This is a genomic window from Allosphingosinicella deserti, from assembly GCF_003012735.1.
GTDB classification, from domain to species: domain Bacteria; phylum Pseudomonadota; class Alphaproteobacteria; order Sphingomonadales; family Sphingomonadaceae; genus Allosphingosinicella; species Allosphingosinicella deserti.
This window is the reverse complement of the sequence record NZ_PXYI01000004.1, coordinates 241,841-263,117: the sequence shown is the minus strand read 5'-3', so window position 1 is coordinate 263,117 and position 21,277 is coordinate 241,841. Positions and strand designations below refer to the sequence as shown.

General features: G+C 67.1%; 17 protein-coding genes. 6 read left to right on the top strand and 11 right to left on the bottom strand.

Going from position 1 to position 21,277, the window contains the following annotated elements; genetic code table 11:
* Position 1: 1 nt before the first annotated feature.
* Together C7I55_RS13360 and C7I55_RS29230 are read right to left on the bottom strand one after the other, a co-directional pair.
* Complete coding sequence (locus C7I55_RS13360) at positions 2-463, bottom strand: NUDIX domain-containing protein (protein ID WP_106513480.1); 462 nt, start codon at positions 461-463, stop codon at positions 2-4.
* 32 nt (positions 464-495) lie between these two features.
* Positions 496-1,509: a M28 family peptidase gene (locus C7I55_RS29230; RefSeq protein WP_199192821.1), complete on the bottom strand. Its 1,014-nt coding sequence runs from the start codon at positions 1,507-1,509 to the stop codon at positions 496-498.
* A 155-nt stretch (positions 1,510-1,664) separates the two neighbouring features.
* Between C7I55_RS29230 and C7I55_RS13350 the strand changes: the two genes are divergently transcribed.
* Positions 1,665-2,921, top strand: a complete 1,257-nt coding sequence (locus C7I55_RS13350; protein WP_106513479.1) for a hypothetical protein — start codon at positions 1,665-1,667, stop codon at positions 2,919-2,921.
* A gap of 110 nt (positions 2,922-3,031) precedes the next feature.
* On the opposite strand, the gene otsA is transcribed toward C7I55_RS13350, so the two are convergent.
* Genes otsA through otsB form a run of 3 tightly spaced genes read right to left on the bottom strand, consistent with a single transcriptional unit; the run spans position 3,032 to position 6,964 of the window.
* Complete coding sequence (gene otsA / locus C7I55_RS13345; RefSeq protein WP_199192820.1) at positions 3,032-4,435, bottom strand: alpha,alpha-trehalose-phosphate synthase (UDP-forming); 1,404 nt, start codon at positions 4,433-4,435, stop codon at positions 3,032-3,034.
* On the bottom strand, positions 4,432-6,222 hold the full coding sequence (locus C7I55_RS13340; RefSeq protein WP_106513477.1) for a glycoside hydrolase family 15 protein: 1,791 nt from the start codon (positions 6,220-6,222) through the stop codon (positions 4,432-4,434). Before C7I55_RS13340 ends, otsA begins: the two co-directional genes overlap by 4 nt.
* Complete coding sequence (gene otsB, locus C7I55_RS13335) at positions 6,215-6,964, bottom strand: trehalose-phosphatase (protein WP_106513476.1); 750 nt, start codon at positions 6,962-6,964, stop codon at positions 6,215-6,217. Before otsB ends, C7I55_RS13340 begins: the two co-directional genes overlap by 8 nt.
* Before the next feature lie 145 nt (positions 6,965-7,109).
* On the opposite strand from otsB, the gene C7I55_RS13330 reads away from it, so the two are divergent.
* A complete protein-coding gene (locus C7I55_RS13330) occupies positions 7,110-7,622 on the top strand; it encodes a GNAT family N-acetyltransferase (RefSeq protein ID WP_106513475.1) in 513 nt (170 codons plus the stop codon).
* Here the strand turns inward: C7I55_RS13330 and C7I55_RS13325 are convergent.
* Entirely contained in the window at positions 7,615-7,890 is a 276-nt protein-coding gene (locus C7I55_RS13325) for a DUF6916 family protein (protein ID WP_106513474.1), read from the bottom strand. The genes C7I55_RS13330 and C7I55_RS13325 overlap by 8 nt on opposite strands.
* A gap of 56 nt (positions 7,891-7,946) precedes the next feature.
* Positions 7,947-8,432: an SH3 domain-containing protein gene (locus C7I55_RS13320; RefSeq protein WP_332888422.1), complete on the bottom strand. Its 486-nt coding sequence runs from the start codon at positions 8,430-8,432 to the stop codon at positions 7,947-7,949.
* 161 nt (positions 8,433-8,593) lie between these two features.
* Between C7I55_RS13320 and C7I55_RS13315 the strand changes: the two genes are divergently transcribed.
* Positions 8,594-9,556, top strand: coding sequence for a 2-hydroxyacid dehydrogenase (locus tag C7I55_RS13315; RefSeq protein ID WP_106513472.1), 963 nt, complete (start codon positions 8,594-8,596; stop codon positions 9,554-9,556).
* 159 nt (positions 9,557-9,715) lie between these two features.
* Here C7I55_RS13315 and C7I55_RS13310 read toward each other — a convergent pair whose 3' ends face one another.
* Together C7I55_RS13310 and C7I55_RS13305 are read right to left on the bottom strand one after the other, a co-directional pair.
* The gene (locus C7I55_RS13310; protein ID WP_106513471.1) at positions 9,716-11,122 is read right to left on the bottom strand and encodes an NAD(P)H-dependent flavin oxidoreductase; all 1,407 of its coding nucleotides are present in this window, start codon (positions 11,120-11,122) and stop codon (positions 9,716-9,718) included.
* A gap of 80 nt (positions 11,123-11,202) precedes the next feature.
* Complete coding sequence (locus C7I55_RS13305; RefSeq protein WP_106513875.1) at positions 11,203-12,342, bottom strand: glycosyltransferase; 1,140 nt, start codon at positions 12,340-12,342, stop codon at positions 11,203-11,205.
* A 200-nt stretch (positions 12,343-12,542) separates the two neighbouring features.
* Between C7I55_RS13305 and C7I55_RS13300 the strand changes: the two genes are divergently transcribed.
* Entirely contained in the window at positions 12,543-15,785 is a 3,243-nt protein-coding gene (locus C7I55_RS13300; protein WP_106513470.1) for an EAL domain-containing protein, read from the top strand.
* Positions 15,786-15,806: 21 nt separating this feature from the next.
* Here the strand turns inward: C7I55_RS13300 and C7I55_RS13295 are convergent, their stop codons facing one another.
* Entirely contained in the window at positions 15,807-16,667 is an 861-nt protein-coding gene (locus C7I55_RS13295) for an alpha/beta fold hydrolase (RefSeq protein ID WP_106513469.1), read from the bottom strand.
* A gap of 36 nt (positions 16,668-16,703) precedes the next feature.
* Between C7I55_RS13295 and C7I55_RS13290 the strand changes: the two genes are divergently transcribed.
* Complete coding sequence (locus tag C7I55_RS13290; protein ID WP_106513468.1) at positions 16,704-18,113, top strand: protein adenylyltransferase SelO family protein; 1,410 nt, start codon at positions 16,704-16,706, stop codon at positions 18,111-18,113.
* Between the two features lie 32 nt (positions 18,114-18,145).
* The gene (gene astD / locus C7I55_RS13285; RefSeq protein WP_106513467.1) at positions 18,146-19,579 is read left to right on the top strand and encodes a succinylglutamate-semialdehyde dehydrogenase; all 1,434 of its coding nucleotides are present in this window, start codon (positions 18,146-18,148) and stop codon (positions 19,577-19,579) included.
* Between the two features lie 106 nt (positions 19,580-19,685).
* On the opposite strand, the gene C7I55_RS13280 is transcribed toward astD, so the two are convergent.
* Positions 19,686-21,209 (bottom strand): replicative DNA helicase, encoded by a 1,524-nt coding sequence (locus C7I55_RS13280; RefSeq protein WP_106513466.1) that lies wholly within the window; start codon positions 21,207-21,209, stop codon positions 19,686-19,688.
* Between the last annotated feature and the right edge of the window lie 68 nt (positions 21,210-21,277).

Genomic DNA, 21,277 nt, shown 5'->3' with positions numbered 1-21,277 from the left:
TCTACCAGCGCCCGTCCGCCGCACGGCGGCCGAGATGCTCGTCGATGCGGCGGCGTGTGGCGGGCGAAAGCATGGCCGGGAGAGCATCGAGCGGGAAGAAGCCGGCTTCGGCGACTTCGAAGCCGTCCGGCACCAACGCCCCCGACGCGCGGCCGGCGAACAGGAAGACGGTGTCGCGTTTGCCTTCCGAGCCGTTGGCATGGGTCGATCTCAGCACCAGCCCTTCGGCCGCGCACCCGACTTCCTCCCGCACCTCGCGTCGAGCGGCGGCCAAAGGGGCTTCGAACGGCCTGATCCCGCCGCCGGGCAGAACCCACAGATCGGACCGCCCGTAGCTGTTGCGAATCAGCAGCAACGCGCCCGCCTCATCGAACAGCATCGCCTTCAAACCGCGCGTATGCGGCCTGATGATACGCCACAGCGTCCTTTGAAGGCGGTACAGGAGATCGAGCAGGCGACGCATCGATAGACCGTAAGCGAGCCACGCCGCCTCCGCTAGCCGGCAGGCGGCGAAGCCCAGCGTCGCAGCATGCGTTCGAGGCCGGTGACCACCCGGGCAAGCCGATCATAGTCGATCTTGTCCGGGCGATCCTCGGCGCTGTGATAATGCGGGTAGCGGAAGGGCGCGGTGTCGGTGACCATCAGCGCCGGGACGCCGACCTGCATGAAGGCCCAGTGATCGGACCAGTTGATCCCCTGTATGGCGCCCGGCGCGGTGCCGCCGACGCTCGGGAATTCCGCCACCGCGCGGAAGGTCCCGACGCTTTCCCGAACGAGACCTCTGGCGGAAAGCGGCCCGACGAAGGCGATGAAATTGCCTCTCCTCGGATAGAAGAGATTGAACGGGGAGGGATAATGCTGGCTCCCGTCCCGATCCGAGAAGAAGCCCATCGTCTCGAGCGAGAGCATGCCGCGAATCCGCTCTCCACTCGCGACGAGGCGCCGTGCATAGACGAGGCTGCCCATCTCCCTGGTGCGGAAATAAGGCGGCTCCTCGTTGACGAACAGGACGAAGCGGATGCGCAGCGCGCTGCGGCCGCGCAGATCGACCAGCAGACGGGCGAGTTCCAGGACGGCCGCCGTGCCGCTGCCATTGTCGTTCGCGCCCGGCGACTCTCCCCAGCTATCATAATGGGCGCCGACGACCAGCGTCTCCGTGGCGGGTCGAGCAGGATCAAGCACGGCTTCGATGTTGCGCACCTCCAGGCCCCCCACTGCGAACGGCTGACGCTGGACGGCGTAGCCGAGGCCTTGCAGTCCTGTTTCGATATGGGAGGCGCTGGCTTCCAGCGCCTGCGGATGATTGACATTGTGCGGAACACTGGCGATCGCACGCACATGCGCCTGGAGCCGCGCCGCGAGGTCGGTTTGCGGAGCCGAAAGGCGCGGCAACGGCCCATCGAACGACCGCCCCGGAACTGCAGTCATCCACCACAAGGAAGCCGCAGGGACACCGATCAGGACGAGCAGCACGCAGGCGAGGACGAGAAGCCGAAATCTCTTGCTCACACCATCCCCCTGCATCTTCAGCACCCCGCCCCCGAGTTCAAAGCGTCATCACACAAGAGGACGGGTGCTCTGCTCATCCTGCGGAAGCCACGGATTAGCGCGAATGATGTAGGAGGGCGAGCCTGCGGCGGGATGCATTTCGTTCTCCCCCTGTTATGAACCAGAACCAGAGAGATCATCGCCGCGCCCTCGGACTGCTGCTGGCAGCCTCTGCGCTCCCGATCACCCCGGCGCTCGCGCAGGATGCACAGTCCGCGGCCGATCCGCCGGTGGTCGACATCGCTCCACCGGTGACGAGTGCGCCGGCGCCCGTTAGGGTGGCTCCGGCGGCACCCACCAACCGTCCGGTCGACGTCGACGTGCCCGCGGTCGGCCCTGAAGGCGCTGTGTCGACTCCGGAGGCGCCCGCCGAAGCGCGTCCGACCCCGCGCGCAACGCAGAGCCGGACGCGCCCCGCGGCACCCGCACCGATCGCCACGCCGACAGCTGGAATCGTAGCGCCCGCCCCTGCCTCAGCCCTTCCTGCTCAGACCAGCGCCACGCCGCTCGGAGATCCGATGACGCCCGTCGACGCAGGCGCGATGCCACCGGAAGTGCTTCCGCAGCCCGCTCCGGCGGAAACCGATCTCGTCGCTCCTGCGCCTCCGCCGCAGCAGGCGGAGGGATCGATCCTGCCGCTGGTGATCGTCGGCTTGCTCGCGGTGGCGGCGCTCGCCTTCCTGCTGCTGCGCAGACGCCGGCGGCACACGGACCTCGAGTACGTCGACACCTATGAGGACGTTAACCAGGCGCCGCCCGCCACGCCCGCGGCGGCGCTTCCCGTCGCCGATACGGTGGCGATCGCGCCGAGTGCTGCCGCCGCAACAGCCCCGGTGGCCGCTCCGGTGGCGGCCCCGATTGCTGCCGCCGCGACCGAACTTGGTGCGCGGCCATGGCTCGATCTTCAGGTCCGTCCGGTTCGGGCCGGCGTCGAGGGCCGTGAAGCCAAGGTCGAGTTCGCGCTCGATGTCGCCAACCAGGGCGACGCCCCCGCCCGCGACGTCCGTGTGTCGACCTGGATGTTCCCGGCCGGCGCCAACCAGGAAAGCGAAATGGAGCGCATGCTGATCGAGCGCGCGCACGAAACCGAAGGCGGCGAACTGCCGCCGACGACGATCGAGGCCGGCGCCGGTGCACGGATCGAGGCGACCGTGGCTCTTGCAACAACCGAGATCGATGGCGACGCGGTTCTGCCCGTGGTCGTCGCCGAGGCGCGCTATCGCCTGCCCGACGGCAGTGAGGGCCGCACCGCCGCCTCGTTCGCGGTCGGCGTTCCCGATGGCGAGGAGCTTGCCCATTTCGACCTCGAACATCCTTCGGGACTGCACGACAGCGTCGAGGCGCGGGCTCTGGGGGACGCCGAGAAAGCGTAACCGTAGACGGGAGCGGGCATGAACCCGCTCCCGATCTGCCGAATGCATGAGTGCGAGGGCTCTGACAGGCTCGGCCCGAACGGGAATTCGTGGGCCGACGATGCGCGGCGTCAGCCGGCGGCGCGCTCGTCCTGTGTTGCCTCGCCCTGGAGGGCCGCGACGAAATTGCGGCGCCACCAGACGACGTCTTCCTGTTTGACCACCTCGTTCATGCTGCGCCAGCGGCGGATCCGCTCCTCGCGCGGCATGTCCAGCGCCTGCTTGATGGCGTCGCTTATCTCTTCCTTGCTGTAGGGGTTGACCAGCAGGGCGTCCGTCAATTGCAGTGCGGCGCCGGCGAAGCGCGACAGGATCAGCACGCCGGGATCCTCCGGATCCTGCGCCGCGACATATTCCTTGGCGACGAGATTCATGCCGTCGCGCAGCGGCGTCACCAAAGCGATCTGCGAAGCGCGGTAGAAGCCGGCAAGATCCTCGCGGCCATAGCCCTGGTTCACGTAGCGGATCGGCACCCAGTCGACCGCGGCGAATTCGCCGTTGATGCGGCCGGAAAGCTCGTCGAGCGACTCACGGATCTTCTCGTAGGTATGAACCTCGCCGCGCGACGGCGGCGCGATCTGGAGCAGGAAGACCTCGCCCTGCCAATCCTCATGGTCCTCGAGGAAGCGGCGATAGCCGAGGAAACGCTCCTCCAGCCCTTTCGAATAATCGAGCCGGTCGACGCCGATGATCGTGCCGCGGCCGTCGGCGCTCTTGCGCAGGCGCTCGAACGCCTCCTGCGCGGCCTCGCTCTCCGCGGCTTCGCGGAACTCCTTGTAATCGATGCCGATCGGGTATGCGGCGGCATGGACCGAGCGCTCGCCGACATGGATGGTGCCGTCCGGCTCGCAGTGGCCGCCAAGCTCCCGTTCCACATAATTCTGGAAGCTCTCCAGCCACTCCTTGGTGTGGAATCCGATCACGTCGTAAGCGAGCAGCGACAGGACGAGATGCTCGTGCGCGGGAAGCGAGGTCAGCAGCCGCGCCGGCGGCCAGGGGATGTGGAGGAAGAAGCCCATCCGGTTGCGAAGGCCGCGCTGGCGCAGCTGGGCGCCGAGCGGGATCAGGTGATAATCGTGGATCCAGACAAGGTCGTCCGGGTCGATCAGCGGGGTCACCGTGTCGGCGAAGCGCTCGTTGACCCGCTCGTAGCCGGCACCGAAGCTGCGCACATATTCGGCCAGATCGATCCGGTAGTGGAAAAGCGGCCACAGGGTCCGATTGGCGTAGCCGTTATAATATTCCTCGACGTCCTGCTCCTCGAGATCGATCGTCGCCGAGGTCACTCCGTCATGGCGCTGGAAATCGATCTTGCCGGTGAATTCGTCGATGCGGTTGCCGGACCAGCCGAACCACAAACCGCGATATTCGCGCAGCGCGGCCGAGAGTGCGACCGCGAGCCCGCCCTGGGCGCCGCCCTCCCCGTCCGGTTTGGGCGCGGCGACCCGGTTCGAGATGACGATCAGGCGGCTCACCGGATCGCGGTCCACGGCTTGGACAGCATCATCGCGCAATTGATGAGGCCGACCAGCGAATAGGTCTGCGGGTAATTGCCCCACAGCTCGCCGGTCTCGAAATCGGTATCCTCGGACAGCAGACCGGCCGGCGTCAGCCGCTCGAGCGTGCGTTCGAACAGGGCGCGGGCCTCGTCGCTGCGGCCGGCAAGATGCAGCGCCTCGATCAGCCAGAAGGTGCAGAAGTTGAACGCCGTCTCGGGCAGGCCGAAATCGTCCTCGGCCGCGTAGCGCAACATATGCTCGCCGCGGCGAAGCTCCCGCTCCACCGCTTCGAAGGTGCGGACGAAGCGCGGATCGTCGGGCGCGACGAAGCGCATGTCGACGAGCTGGAGCAGGCTCGCATCGGTCTCGCCGCCGCCGAAGCTGGCGCCGAACCGTTCTTCCTTGGCGAACCATGCCTCCTTTTCGATGCGGGCGCGGATCGCCTGTTCGCGCTCGCGCCACAAGGCCGCGCGATCGTCGAGCCCGAGCACCGCCGCCGCATTGGCGAGGCGGTCGCAACCGGCCCAGCTCATCACCGAGCTGTAGGTGTGGACGGCGCTGCGGGTACGATATTCCCAAAGGCCGGCATCGGGCTGATCGTGCATCGTCCAGGCACGCTCGCCGACTTTCTCCAGCGCCTGGAAATCGGCGACCGTCGCCGGCCGGAACAGCCGTTCGTCGAAGAAAGCCTGGACGTTGGACAAGATGATCTGCCCGTAGGCGTCGTGCTGGATCTGGTAATAAGCGGCATTGCCGACCCGCACCGGGCCCATGCCGCGATAGCCGGCGAGGCCGTCGGCTTCCCATTCCTCGATCTTGGCCTCGCCGGAGACTGCATAGAGCGGCTGGATGTGACCGCCTTTGGCATCGTCGACGATGTTGCGCAGATAGCCGAGATAGAGTTCGAGCACATCAAGCGCGCCAAGGCGGTTCAGCGCCTGCACCGTGTAATAAGCGTCACGGATCCAGCAATAGCGATAATCCCAGTTGCGGCCGCTGTCCGCCGCCTCCGGAACGGAGGTGGTCAGCGCCGCGACGATCGCGCCGGTTTCCTCGTGTTGGCACAGTTTCAACGTGATCGCGGCCCGGATCACCACCTTCTGCCATTCCAGCGGGATCGCCAGCCCGCGCACCCAGTCGCGCCAATCCTCGATCGTCTGGTGGAGCCATGTCGCGAGCGTGTGGCCGACATTGCCGACGAACGGCTCGTCGGGCCCGAGGAAGAAATGCTGCGCGCGCTCCAGACGGAAGGCGCGCCCTTCCATGATCTGGCCGACCGGCGCATCGGTGGTGAGGCGCAGCGGCTGCGGCTTCAGCAGATAGCGCACATGGTTGGTGCCGGTGGTCGTCTCGGCATCCTTGGCGCCCCAGTTTGCAGACGGATTGAGCGCGACCTTGAGCCGCGGCGCACCGGCGATCGGCCGCACGATGCGGGCGAAGGCAACGGGACGATACATCCGGCCGCTGCGCTGGAAGCGCGGACAGAAATCGAAGATTTCGGCGATGCCGCCGTCGGCATCGGTCAGCCGGGTCACCAGCACCGGCGTGTTGCGCAAATAGCTCTGCTCGACCGCCACTTGGTTTTCGAGCGACAGCCGCCACTCGCCCCGTGGGATGTCGCTGTCGCCCTTGGGACTGAGCAGCGAGCAGAACAGCGGATCGCCATCGACCCGCGGCGCGCAGGCCCAGACGAAGCCGGCCTCGCTATCGACCAGCGCCGAAACCTGGCAATTGCCGATCGGCCAAAGATTGAGATCAGCCACGTACGCCTCCCGTTACCGCCATCAGCCAGGCGGCCACGGCCGCAACATCGTCAAGCCGCCAGGCGGCCGCCGTCTCCCGTGAAGGGCCGACCAGGATCCCTGCCCCGCCCATCTCCTTCGCCGCCACGAAGGCGTGCTCGTCCGTCAGATCGTCTCCCACGAACACAGGACGCTTATTTGCGAAGGCTGGTTCCGCCATCAATCGCCTGAGCGCATCGCCCTTGTCGGCGCCGGCCGGACGAAGCTCGACGACCATCTTGCCCGCCTGAACGGTAAGCCCGGTACGCGCGGCCAGACCGCCCGCGAGCGCCACCGCGTCCGCTTCACGGTCGGGCGCCCCACGATAATGGAGCGCGACGCTGGCCGGCTTGTCCTCGACGATGACTCCCGGGGCATCCGCTGCGAACTGGCGGATCTCGTCGCGCGCGACGGCAAGGGTCGCCGGGGCCGGAACCGGACCCATCTGCCCCTCGGCGGTACGCAGTTCCAGGCCATGGGAGCCCGAGACGGCGATCGGCAACGGCCCGAGATGCCGCTCCAGATCGGAGATGGCGCGGCCACTGATGATGGCGAGGCTGCCGGACAGGGCGCGGCCGAGGCGATCGAGCAGCGAATGAAGATGATCCGGGACGCTGATCGCGTCCGGCGTTTCGGCAAGCTCGACCAGCGTGCCGTCGAAATCGAGAAACAGGGCCGCGCCATCGAGCAGATCGGGCGGCGGCGGGGGAAGCAGTTCGGACATGCCGGTTCGTTGGCGATGGCAGCGGCAAATCTCAAGCGGCTTTCACGGCGCATGCGCGCCGGGCTATACGATCGGCGCCTCAGAACGAAGAAAGACAGGGATGGACCGCGCGGATTATGATCATCCCCAGGTGAGTGCTCGCTGAATGCCGCCTCCCCTTGATCGGGCGGCGCGGCTCGGAATCGCCTATCGTCCGCGAACCTCCGCCGACCTCGCCTTTCTCTTCGCGGTCTATGCATCGACCCGCGAAGAGGAACTCGCGCAGACCGGCTGGCCGGTGGAGGCGCGGCTTGCCTTCCTGCGCCAGCAATTCGAAGCCCAGCGGCAGCATTATGACCGCCATTATCCGGATGCCGAGTGGCTCGTCATCCAGGTGGACGGCGAGGATGCGGGGCGGCTCTACACCGAGCAATGGCGCGACCAGATCCGGATCATCGACATCGCTCTGCTTCCGGCCGCACGCCGGCGCGGCATCGGCGCGGCGATATTGGAGGACGTGATCGCGCAGGCCTCGCGCCTCGGCAAGAAGGTCTCCATCCACGTCGAGAAGCACAATCCGGCGATGGGCCTCTACATGCGCCTGGGATTCGAGGCGGTCGAAGACAAAGGCGTCTATGACCTGATGGAGCATCCGGTCGGCGCCGCGGCAATTAGATGAAGATTGCCTCGTAGCGCGTCGCCCCTGCATCCCGGCCGATCGGCACGATGAAGATGTCCTTCGTCTCGCCCTGTCCGGCGAAGGAATAGGTGGCCTGCGGGAGAACGGGATCGGCAGGGCCGCAGAACTCGAGGCGAAAGCCGCCGCCGGCGCGCATCGCCTGCTCGAGCACCTGGACGCGGTCGAGGCTCAGCGTCACGGTTCCGCCGCTCACGGGCACCGCATATTCCTGCCCCTCGGCGAAGTCCGAGACGGTCAGATCCCCCATGCGCAATTCCTTCAAGTCTCTGACAGCGCGGTGGCGCCGCTTTCATGCGCTCGGATCTAGTCGAGATTCTCGCCGGGATCGACACCCCAGAAATGGTCGGCGCGGATGAAGCCCTTGCGGCCGCCGACGTCAAGCTGACACCAGCCCGCAGCGCATTTCGAAAGGCGCCCGACCACGCCGGGTTCGGCTCGGAAGCGAACGGGCGAGCTTTCATCCGGCGCTTCGTGCATCGGCCGCGGCTCCTTGCCCCCGACGACCGCCGTGCGCGTGTCGCTCAGCAGACTCTGCAGCATCCAGCCGGTCTCGCCGTCGGGATCCTGCACCTTGCGCCAATTGGGATAAGTCTCAACCACCTTGATCGGGAGATCGGCCCGTAGATAGAGCCAGGTCGCCGGGTAATTGCGGCCCGGGCCACTGCGCATCATCGCCTTCGACGCGGAGATCGAGGCCCAATAAGGTGTCTGACGATCCTTCTGGGCTTCGGCGGACGTGACGCTGAGCCCGAGCACGGCCGCGAACCCGAGCGCGAACAGCTTGCGCATTTTCATTCTCCTCGCCGATGCCCTTACGCAGGAGGCGCACCGAGGTTCAACATTCATCTTGGCACGGCTGCACTATCGTGGGACACCCTATTTCCATGACGCCGCCGCGACGAATGGCGTTTGCGGCTGCCAACCCTGCGCGAGCGCGCTAGGGAGGCGCGATGGCTGCCAATCCTCCCCGTGTCATCGTCACTCGCCGCCTGCCGGAGCCGGTCGAAGCGACGCTGATCGCCGAGTTCGATGCCGAGGTGAACCACGGCCCTCCCTTCGATCGCGAACGACTCGCCGCCGCCGTTCAGGCGTGCGACGTGCTCGCCTGCACCGTCACCGATCGGCTCGACGCTGACATGATCGGCCGCGCCGGCCCGCGTCTGAAATTGCTCGCCAATTTCGGGGTGGGCGTGGATCATATCGATCTCGCCGCGGCGAAGGCACGCGGAATCCTGGTCAGCAACACTCCGGACGTGCTGACCGACGACACCGCGGACGTGACGCTGGCGCTGATCCTCGGCACGCTGCGCGGCCTTGGCGAGGGCGAGCGCGTGGTGCGGGCGGGGCAATGGGCAGGCTGGGGCCCGCGTCGGCAGATGGGCCGCAGCCTTGCCGGAAAGAGCCTTGCGATCGTCGGCATGGGCCGGATCGGCCTCGCGGTCGCGGCGCGCGCACGCGCCTGCGGCATGCACATCCACTATCATAACCGCCGCCGTGTCGAGAGCGGCGACGCCCTCGGCGCCACTTACTGGAGCGATCTCGATGCGATGATCGGGGACGCCGACGTGGTCAGCCTCAGCTGCCCCTACACGGCGGAAACCCACCATTTGATCGACGGCCTGCGGCTGAAGCGCATGAAATCCGATGCCTTCCTGATCAACGCCGCCCGCGGCGCCATCGTCGATCAGGACGCCTTGATCGAAGCGCTGGAGGCGGGCGAGATCGCCGGTGCCGGGCTCGACGTCTACCCCAACGAGCCGCACGTCGATCCGCGGCTGATCGCCCTGCCCAACGTCATGCTGCTCCCGCATCTCGGCTCGGCGACCATCGAGACGAGGATCGCGATGGGCGAGAAGGTATTGGCGAACATCCGCGCGTGGGCGAAGGGCGAGGACTTGCCGGATCGGGCGTGAACGCCCTCACCAGACTGCCCTCACCCTCCCACCGCTTCGCGGCGGGCCCCTCCCTCTCCCCAAATGGGAGAGGGATGAAGCCCAGCTACTTCCCTCTTCCGTTCCGGGGAGAGGGAGGGGCCCAAGCCGTCAGGCTTGGGAGGGTGAGGGCAGCGCGGCTCAAGCCCCGGTCGCGATCCGCTCCACCAACTGCTTCACGGTCGGCACGAAACCGTTCGAGTAGAAAGGATCGCTCTTGAAGCGGAATGCGGCGTGGCCGGCGAACATGAGGTTGTTCTCCACCGGGCCGCCATGGGCGATGTCCTGCAGCGTCTTCTGGATGCAGAAGGAGCGCGGGTCGGCGAGGCGGCCCGTCGAGTTCTTCTCATTGTCCGCCCAGGACGAGAAGGAGCATTGCGACAGGCAGCCCATGCAATCGGCCTGATCCTTGCGAATCTGCGCCTTTTCGTCAGGCTCGACGAAGACCAGGGTCTCGTCCGGAGTCTTGAGCGATTCGGTATAGCCCTGCGCGAACCACTCCCGCGCGTGAAGCAGATCGCCGCGCGTCACCCAGAAATGCTTCTTGCCGCCGACGCCGACGTCGAGCTGGAATTCATGATCGCCGATCGGCTCCTTGGTGAAGGCGATCTGGCGCTTCGATCGTGCTTCGAGCGCGCGCAGGAAGGGATTGCGCACCGCCGAGCTGTAGAAGCCGGTCGGCGAGAAGCGGTGGAGCAGGACGTCGCCCTCCTCGAGCGTCATCAGGCGCTGCTTCCATTCCTCGGGGATCGGGCTTTCGCGGGTGAGCAGCGGCCGGGTGCCGAACTGGAAGACGATCTGACCGAGCTCGGGATTGTCGATCCAATGCTCCCATTCCCCGAGGTTCCAGACGCCGCCGGCCATGACGATCGGCACGTCGTCCGAAATGCCGCCTTCGCGCATCGTCGTGCGCAGTTCGCGCACCCGCGGATAGGGATCCTGCGGCTGCAGCGGGTCCTCGGCGTTCGACAGGCCATTATGGCCGCCGGCGAGCCAGGGATCCTCGTAGACGACCGCGCCGAGCCATTCCGGCACCTTGGAATATGCACGCTTCCACAAAGCCCGGAAGGCGCGCGCGGAGCTGATGATGGGGAGGTAATAGACTCCGTAGGTCGCCGCGATTTCCGACAGCCGGTAGGGCATTCCGGCGCCGCAGGTGACCCCTGCGACGAGACCGCGAGTCCGCTCCAGCGTGCCTTCGAGCACGCGCTGCGCGCCGCCCATTTCCCACAGCACGTTGATGTTGATCGCGCCCTGCCCGCCCGCGATTTCGTGCGCGCGCTGAACCTGTGCGACCGCACCGTCGATCGCATATTGGACGAGCTCTTCGTGACGCTCGCGGCGAGTCAAAGCGTGGTAGACTTGCGGGACGATGCGGCCTTCGGGATCGTAGCTGTCGGCATTCACCGCCGAGACGGTGCCGATACCACCGGCTGCGGCCCAGGCGCCGGAGCTCGCATGGTTGCTGGCCGAAACCCCCTTGCCGCCCTCCACCAGCGGCAGCACCTCGCGCCCGCCATACGAGATCGGCTTCAAACCCTTGAACATCGTTCCTCCGAAATTGACGGGCGCGCTATACGCGCACTCCGCGGAAATTGCGTCAAAAAAGCTCGTCCACGGCGCTCGCCTTAGGTGCGCTCCGCAACGAACGCATGGGGCCGGCCGATGGCTTCACCATAGAGCGCCGCATAACGGCCTACCATGGCTGCGTCGTCATATTCGGCATTGGCCTTCTCACGATTGGCGAGGCCGATCGCGCGGCGCAGGTCCGCGCGCTCGGCAAGCGTGTCCAAGGCAGCGGCAAATGCCGCCTCGTCGCCGGAGTCGACGATGAGCGGCCGATTTTCTGCGGAGACCATCGCCGGGATGTCGCCGACGGCGGTCGTCACCGCCGGCAGCCCGGCCGCCATCGCCTCGATCAGCGAGATCGGGGATTGTTCGCTGTCCGACGACAAGGCGAAGATGTCGAACGCGCCGATCCAGCGCGCAGGGTCGGTGCGGAAGCCGGGCAGCATCACCCGGTCCACGACCCCGGACTGCCGCGCTTCGGCGAGGATGCGCTCGCTTTCCGGTCCCTGCCCCACGATGACGAGCAGCGCCTCTCGGTTCCCCATTGCGGCGAAAGCCCGCACCAGCCGAGGCAGATTCTTGACCGGGCGGAGGCCGGCCACCGTTCCGATCACCAGGCGGCGCGGTGCCGCCTCCAGGCCGAGCAGCCCCGGCTCCGGCGCCATCGCGTAACGGTGCGTTTCGATACCGTTGGCAATGCGCGCCACACGATCGTCCTTCTGCCTCCAGTGCGTCCGGGCGATGTCCTCGAGCCGCCGCGACGGCACGACCAGGCGATGGGCGCCCGGCAGGGCGATCCGCCGCCAGGCGTTGCGCTGGGGTTTCAGGCGCTCGCTCTCGTCCTGGTTGAAGCCGTCCTCGTGGTGGACGAGCGGCGGACCCCCGAACAGCCGCCGCGCCATGACCATGTCCATCGCACCCCAATTGTAAGTCAGCACGAGATCGAACGCCCGGATGTAGCGTGCAAGCTGCCAGAACCGCGTCGGGACCGGCGCACCCGAAAGCGGCGGTGCGTCGTCGGGGAAGCGCACGTCGATCCCAGGGTCGAGCTCGGCGCGCGCGCCGGTCTCGCCGGGCGTGCCGCTGATCACGACATGGCGGGCCGATCCGCCGAACGCGTTCATCAGGCGAACGGCCCTCGCCTCCTTGCCGCCGAGCGCGAAGGTGGAATGGGCGTGGAGAATGCGAACGGGCGGCATGCCGATCTTATGACGCAGGCGCGCGCCGCGGGGAACGGAAAGATGCGCGCTTCGTCCGCCGCTTCCATCGCCAAAAACGAGGCGCAAAACATGGCAAAGCAATATTAACCATTTCCGCTGCATCCTCTCTCCTCGCGAGCGGCCGGGAAGGTGGGCGTTTCAGTCCCGCGTCGCGCCGAGGGGAAGGCAATGCTTCGCTCATGATCCATTTCGACGAGACCAGCTTCGAAGGTGCCGCGCCGATCGCGGGCACCGACGACATCTTCTATCGCGAAGCCCTGGACGCGGCCGGTGTCGGCACGTGGCGTCTCGACATGGTCAGCGGCCTCTGCACCTGGGACGTCGCGACCAGCCGGCTGCTCGGCCTGCCTGCCGCGCCGCGCGAGGAGGACGTGCTCGCCCGTGTCCATCCGGACGATCAGGATGCGGTCGCGACGAGCCTGGAGCAGAGCTTCGCCACCGGCGCGCCGCACGACATGGAATTCCGCGTCTTGCTTGCGGACGGCGCCGTGCACTGGCTGCGCGGCATCGCGCGGCCGCGCTGCGACCAGGTGGGGCAGCGACGCTGGCTGTACGGCGTCGTCGTCGACATCCAGGCACGCAAGCAGTCGGAGCTCGCCCTGGCCGAAAGCCGCCGGCGCCTCGCAACCCTGATCGACAACCTTCCGGGCCTTGCCTACCGTTCGCGGCTCGGCGCAACCGGACGGCTCGATTATGTCAGCGACGGCGCCGAAGAGATCTCCGGCTACGGCGCCGAACACTGGATCTCCGGCCGGCTGCGCTGGATCGACCTCGTGCATCCCGAGGATCGACCGTCACTGACCGAAGCCATCCAGACTGCGATCGCGACAGGCAACCGCTTCTGCGCGACCTACCGCTTCCGCCATGGCCGGGACGGAGACTGGCGATGGCTGCAGGAGCGCGGCCAGGCGGTCTATTCGGACAGTGGCGAGGCGCTCTACCTCGAAGGCTTCGTCGGCGACGTCACCGAGCAGAAGCTGCTCGAGGAGTCTCTGCGCAAGGCGAACCACGAAGCGCGCAAGACATCCGACAAGCTTGCCGACGTCCTCGAGAACACGCTCGACCGCGTCTATTCGCTGGATAGCGACCTGCGCTTCACCTACGTCAACCGGCGCGCCATGGAGCGCCATTCGGGCCGGACGCTGATCGGCCGATCGATCCTCGCCGTGCTGCCCGGCATCGAGCATTCCGAGTTCGGCCGCTGCTATGCACGCGTCCTGGAAAGCGGCACGGCCGAGACGATCGAAGCCTATTTCCCGCCCTCGGACCGCTGGTTCGAAGCGCACGTGACTCCGACCGACGGCGGCATCACCGTCTATTATCGCGACATCACCGCCCGCCGCAAAGCGGAAGAACAATATCGCGAGCGCACCGCGCGGGCGCACTCGATCCTCGATTCGGTGCCGCAGATCGTCTGGTCTGCCAATGCGGCCGGCGAGTGCGACTATCTTTCGCCGCAGTGGGACGAATTCACCGGCCTCGAACATCTCACCGATCTCGGTCGCGCCTGGACGGCGACCGTGCATGCCGACGATCTCGAAGAGGTCAGCCGCAAGTGGATGGAGTGCGTGGCGAGCGGCGAGCCGTTCGAGGCCGAGCTGCGCCTCCGCCACAATTCGGGAGAGCATCGCTGGATCCTTACCCGCGCGCTCCCGGAGCGCGACGCCGAAGGCGAGGTCGTGCGCTGGTACGGCACATGCACCGACATCCACGACCGGATCGCCGCGAAGGCCGCGCTGCAGGAAAGCGAGGCGCTGGTCCGCTCGATCCTCGATGCGAGCCCCGACTGCATCAAGCTTCTCGACGACGACGGCAAGGTCCTGTTCGTCAACCGGCTCGGCCCCAAGGCCGTCGACCTCGACGACGCCGCCCCCCTGATCGGCACGCGCTGGGTGGATTTCCTCAAGCCCGATGCTGCGGCGATTGCCGGCGCCGCCCTCGACCGTGCTCGGGCTGGCGAAACCGTGACCTTCTCGTTCCAGCATCCGACGGCCAAGGGTCGGCCGAAATGGTGGGACATCGTCGCGACGCCGGTAAACGGCGTCGGTGGGCCGCGGATCGTCGTCATCGCCCGCGACATCACCCATCAGAAGAAGTCCGAGGAACAGGTGCGCTGGGCTGCGAACCACGATCCACTGACCGGCCTGCCCAACCGCCTGCTGTTCCAGGAGCGGCTCGACGCCATTGCCGACCGCGGCGATCGCGGCGGCAAGTTCGCGCTGCTGCTGCTCGACGTCGACGACTTCAAGCGGGTCAACGACACGCTCGGCCACGATGCCGGCGATTCGCTGCTCTGCGCGTTCGGAGAGCGGCTGCGCGCTGCGACCCGCTCCGACGATTTCGTCGCGAGGCTCGGCGGCGACGAGTTCGCGGTGATCCTCTCCGGCACCACGAGCGACGAAGAAGTGACCGCGGCGGTCGAGACGATCCTCGCCGAGCTGCGGCGGCCCCACGTCTTCGCCGGCCGGATCCTCGACTGCAATGCCAGCATCGGCGCCAGCCTGTTCCCGGGCCAGGGCAGCAACCGCGCCGAGCTGCTCAAGCATGCGGACATCGCGCTCTACGTCGCCAAGAGCTCGTGGCGCGGCAATCTGCGCATCTTCCACCCGAGCATGCGCTCCGACATGCAGAACCGGGTCTCGATGGTCGCGCTCGCCCGCATTGCGCTAACCAAGGATCTGATCCGTCCGCATTACCAGCCGAAGATCGACTTTGCGACCGGCCGGGTGTCGGGCTTCGAGGCGCTGCTCCGCTGGAAGGACCGCAAGCACGGCATGCAGCTGCCGGAGACGATCGCGGCGGCATTCGAGGACATCAACACTGCCGCGGAAATCAGCGACCGGATGATCGCCAAGGTGATCGCCGACATGCGCCGCTGGCTCGATCGCGGAATCGATTTCGGCCACGTCGCGGTGAACGCCGCCGCCGCCGAATTCCGCAAGGGCGGCTTTGCGGAAAGCCTGATCGAGCGGCTCGCCAAGGCCGAGGTGCCGACCGACAGGATCCAGGTCGAAGTCACCGAAACCGTATTCCTCGGCCGCGGCGCCGAATGCGTCGAACGTGCGCTCAAGACCTTGTGCGAAGCCGGCATCCGGATCGCGCTCGACGATTTCGGAACAGGCTACGCCTCGCTCTCCCACCTGAAGCAATTCCCGGTCGACGTGCTCAAGATCGATCGGTCGTTCGTCGCCGATGTCGGCCGCAGCGACGATGCCGAGGCGATCATCCGCGCGGTGATCAATCTCGGCCGCAGCCTCGACATGGAGGTGGTCGCCGAGGGCGTCGAGACCGCGGCGCAATCCTCATGGCTGAAGCGCAAGGGCTGCCATGTCGGCCAGGGTCATCTGTTCGCGCCCGCGATCCCTGCCGGGGAGGTCCAGGCGCTGCTCGCCCGTTTAAACGGCGCCGCCCGCGCCGCCTGAGCGGCACGCAGGTCTGCCGGCTCAGTTGTCGACCCTGAAAAGCAACCGGTCGATCGCGGCCTGCGCTTCCGGTTCGTCCAGTGTCGGCGCATGGCCGACGCGGGGCACCGTGACCGCCTCCATGTCCGGATTTTCCTCCACCATGCGCGCGACCGTACGGGCGCTGAGCAGATCGGTCAGTTCGCCGCGCAGCACCAGCGACGGCCGTCCCGCCAGCGCGCGGAACGCCGGCCACAGATCGATGCCGGTTTCGGCGCCGGGCACGCGGAACGGCTCGGCGATGCGCATGTCGTAGTCGAACATGATGCGGCCGTTCGGCGTGAGCTTGCAGAGGCGCTTGGCGTAGACCAGCCAGTCCTCGAGCGCCCAATCCGGATAGCGATCGCCCTGCGCCTCGCACAGCGCCCGGGCGGCGTGGAGCCAGGTCGGCCAGGTCTGCGACTTCCCGACATAGGAACGGATTGTCTCGAGACCGCGGGGTTCAAGCACCGGGCCGATGTCGTTGATCAGCGCGCCGGCAATCCGTGTCCGGTCGCGCAGCGCCAGGAACATGGTGAGCAGGCCGCCGAGCGAGGTTCCGAACGGCACGAAGCGGCCGAGATCGAGTTCGGCAAGCAGCGCCTCGACGTCCTCGGCATAGACCAAGGGGGCGTAGCGGGCGACGTCCTTCGAATAGTCGCTCTGGCCGCGCCCGCGCAACTCGACGCAGATCACCCGCCGGCTGCCGGCAAGCCGATCGGCAACCCCTTCGAAGTCGCGCGCGTTACGAGTCAGCCCGGGAATGCACAGGATCGGCGCACGCGAACCATCGCCGGCATAGTCGCGATAGTGGAGCCGGAGGCCGTCGCTTGACGACCAGTAACCATCGGACCACTGCGCCATGCTCTCCCTTTCTGTCACAGGCCCTCATATTCACTGATGCCCCGCCGCCCGCAACCCAGCTCTTACAGGCCCGCAACGACCATCCTGGCGCTCGGCGATGCCTTCTACGATCCCGTCGAGCCGGCCCTGTTCCCGCAGACCATCCTGCGCTTCCGCAACCAGCGCTGGGCCGAAGCGGTAGGGCTCGGCGTCTTGGACGCCGCCGGCTGGACGGGCCATTTCGGGCGCTTCTCGGCGCTTCCGGGCAGCCTCAAGCAGCCGCTGGCGCTGCGCTATCACGGCCATCAGTTCCGGGTGTACAATCCCGACATCGGCGACGGCCGTGGCTTCCTGTTCGCGCAGCTGCGCGACGGCGACGACCGCCTGCTCGATCTCGGCACCAAGGGCTCCGGAACCACGCCCTACAGCCGCTTCGGCGACGGGCGGCTGACCCTCAAGGGCGGCGTGCGCGAAGTGCTCGCGACCGAGATGCTGGAGGCGCTCGGCGTCGAGACATCGAAGAGCTTCTCGCTGATCGAAACCGGGGAAGCGCTCGAGCGCAACGACGAGCCCTCGCCGACCCGCGCGTCCGTGCTCGTGCGCCTGCAGCACAGCCATATCCGGATCGGCACCTTCCAGCGGCTCGCCTTCCTCGAGCAGGCGGACGAGATGCGCCTCCTCGTCGACTACTGCCTCGATCATTATCACGGCGGTGCCGGCGGGGAGGATCCTGCGCTGCGGCTGCTCGAGCGGGTGGTCGACGCCGCCGCGCGGCTGGCCGCCTGCTATGTCGCGGCGGGTTTCGTCCACGGCGTGCTCAACAGCGACAATATCGCGATCACCGCCGAAAGTTTCGATTACGGCCCGTGGCGGTTCACGCCCACTTGGGACGGCTATTTCACCGCCGCCTATTTCGACCAGTCCCGCCTTTATGCGTTCGGGCGGCAGCCCGAGGCGATCCATTGGAACCTGGTCCAGCTCGCCAGGGCCCTCAGCCTGATCGCCGACATCGAAACGCTGGCGCCCGCCCTGGATGCCTTCCCGCGGATCTTCCAGAGCGCACTTGCCGATGCGATGTTCGCCCGTCTCGGCATCCACCGAAGCGAGCCCGAGCGCGATCGCGACTTCCTCCTCGCGCTGGAAGGCGCGCTCGCCAAACAGACGGTCCAGCTCGACCGCTTCTTCTTCGATTGGCGCGGCGGATGGAAGCGCGGTCCCTCCCCCGCCGACGAGGCCTATCGGGACGAAGCCTTCCAGAAGGTGATCCGCCTGATGCGGCTCTACGACGCCGTGCCCGGTGCCACGCGCCATGCTTATTGGGCGGATCGGGAGCCCTGTTCGATGCACATCGACGAGGTCGAGGCGATCTGGCGGCGGATCGACGAGGCCGACGACTGGTCGGCATTCGACGCCAAGATCGCCAAAGTGAGACGGATGGGCGAAGCGATGCACAGCGGCGGCGCTTGACCAAGTCTTTCAAAAATGGTGCTTCACCCGCCATGGCGAGCCTGCACTCCACCGAACCTGCAACCGGCGAACATCTCTGGACCGGAGAAAGCGGCGATCCCGATGCGGAGATCGGCCGTGCCCGCGCCGCCTGGGCCGGCTGGGCCGCGCGCCCGCTCGCCGTCCGCATCGAAACGATGCGCCGCTTCGCCAACGTCGTCCGCGGCCAGAAGGAGCCGTTCGCCGATCTCATCGCGCGGGAGACCGGCAAGCCTTTGTGGGAGAGCGCGACGGAGGTCGACGCCGTCGTCAACAAGGTCGACATTTCCGTGAGCGCCTATTCCGAACGCACCTCGCAGCGGCGGCTGGAAGGCGCCCTCGGGGCCCGCGTCGCGGTCCGCCACAAGCCGCACGGCGTGCTTGCCGTGCTCGGGCCGTACAATTTTCCCGCCCACCTGCCCAACGGCCACATCGTCCCGGCCCTGCTCGCCGGCAATGCGGTGGTTTTCAAGCCGTCGGAGAAGACACCGGCGGTCGGCGAGCGCCTCGTCGCCTTGTTCCACGAGGCAGGCGTTCCCGAAGATGTGCTGCGCTGCATCCAGGGCGGCCCGGAGGTCGGCAAGGCGCTCGCCGCCCATCCCGGGCTCGACGGCCTGCTGTTCACCGGCTCGGCCCGCGCCGGCCTTGCCCTCCACCGCCAGTTCGCGGACACGCCGTCCAAGATCCTGGCGCTGGAAATGGGCGGCAACAATCCGCTGGTGATCTGGGACGCGCCCGACATCCACGCCGCAGCGATCATCGCGGTCCAGTCCGCCTTCTTGAGCGCCGGCCAGCGCTGCACCGCGGCGCGCCGGCTGATCGTCCGCGACGGTCAGCATCAGGAACTGCTCGATACCATCGTCAAGCTCGCCGACCGGCTGATCGTCGACCATCCCCATGCCAATCCGGCGCCGTTCATGGGCCCGGTGATCGACAGGGACGCGGCCGACCATCTCCAGGAAGGTTTCCTTTCCCTGCTCACCCGCGGCGGTCGGCCGATCAAGCATCTCGAACGCTCCGCCGACGACCGCCCGTTCCTCACGCCGGCGATCATCGACGTCACCGAGGTCCGCGACCGGCCCGATGCCGAATTGTTCGGGCCGGTGCTCCAGGTCATCCGCGTGCCCGATTTCGACTCCGCGCTCGCCGAGGCCAATGCCACCCGCTACGGCCTTGCCGCCGCTTTGGTCGGCGGCAGCCCCGAGCTTTACGACCGCTTCTGGGCGAACAGCCGCGCCGGCGTGATCAACTGGAACAAGCCGACCAACGGCGCCCCCTCCAACGCCCCGTTCGGGGGGATCGGCAATTCCGGCAACCACCGCCCGAGCGCTTATTATGCCGCCGATTATTGCGCCTATCCGGTGACCAGCTCGGAAGCCGAACAGGCCCGCGCGGCCATCGGCGTCGGCCTGCGCGATCCCCGCGCCGCCAACGAGCTCGAAGGCTGAAGAAGTTCCTCCCCGCTCGCGGGGAGGATCTTCACGCTCGGGGAGATTTCCTGAACGCCCCTCGGCCCACGCCTGCGCGGAGCCGAGGGGCGCCCCCCGCCGAACCTTATTCGCCCCGCATCTCGGGCATGTAGCGCTCGTCGACGAGGTCGGAGAAGCGGGTGATCTTGGCTTCGAACTTCAGGGTGACGGTGCCGGTGGCGCCGTGGCGCTGTTTGGCGATGATCACTTCGGCGCGGCCATGGACTTCCTCCATCGCCCGCTGCCATTCCTCGAACGCGGCGACCGAATTGGCATCGTCGCCGGCGGCCGCCGAGGCTTCCTTGGGCTTGGTGAAATTGACGTAATATTCCTCGCGATAGACGAACAGCACGATGTCGGCGTCCTGCTCGATCGATCCGGATTCGCGAAGATCCGAAAGCTGCGGGCGCTTGTTCTCGCGGCTTTCCACCTGGCGGCTGAGCTGCGACAGCGCCATCACCGGAACGTTCAATTCCTTGGCCAGGGTCTTGAGGCCGCGCGAGATTTCCGAAATCTCCTGCACTCGATTGCCGTCGGATGATTTGCCCGATCCGGTGAGCAGCTGAAGATAGTCGACGACGATGAAGCCGATATTGCGCTGCCGCTTCAACCGGCGGGCGCGGGTGCGCAGAGCGGCGATGGTGAGGCCGGGCGTGTCGTCGATGTAGAGCGGCAGGCTCTCGAGCTCGGCGGCGGCGCGGGCGAGGCTTCGGAAATCCTGCTGGCTGATCTTGCCCATGCGCAGGCTCTCGCCGCTGATCCCGGAATTTTCCGCAAGGATACGTGTCGCCAGCTGGTCTGCCGACATTTCGAGGCTGAAGAAGGCGACCGGCGCGCCGACCGATTTGGCCGGTTCGATCCCGTCCTCCATGTCCTGGACGTAGCGGCGGGCGGCGTTGAACGCGATGTTGGTGGCGAGCGAGGTCTTGCCCATGCCGGGACGTCCGGCGAGGATGATGAGATCGCTGTGATGCATGCCGCCGGTGCGCGCATTGAAGCTGTCGAGACCGGTGGTGACCCCGGACAGGCCGCCGCCGGTATTGAGCGCCTTCTCGGCGAGCTGGACGGCAAGCCGGGTCGCCTCGGCGAAGCTCTTCACCTGCCCCTCGTTGCCGCCCTCCTCGGCGACCCGGTACAAAGCCGATTCGGCCTGCTCGATCTGTCCCTTGGGGTCGACGTCCTCGCTGGTGTCGAGCGCATTCTCGACCATCTCGCGGCCGACTCCGATCAGCGCGCGCAGCAGCGCCAGCTCGTAGATCTGCTCGGCGAAATCGCGTGCGCCGATGATCGCCGCGCCGCTGCCGGTGAGCTGGGCGAGATAGGAGGGCCCGCCGAGCTCCTTCATTTCCTGGTCCGCCTCGAACAGCGGCCGCAGGGTCACCGGCGATGCGATCATGTTGCGATCGATCAGCTTCAGGATCTGCTCGTAGATCCGGGCGTGGAGCGGCTCGTAGAAATGGTCCGGCCGAAGCTTCATCTGGATGTCTTCGGCGAGGCGGTTGTCGATCATGAGCGCGCCGAGCAGCGCCGCCTCCGCCTCGATATTGTGCGGGAGAGTCGTTGCTTCCGGTGCGGGCGTATCCGCGAGCCTGATGATGTTGTCTGCCATGCCTCCCCTCTCCTCCTTTCCGTGCCCGGGCTCAAGCCAGCAAGTCTGTGGAAGTGTTGTGGATAAGC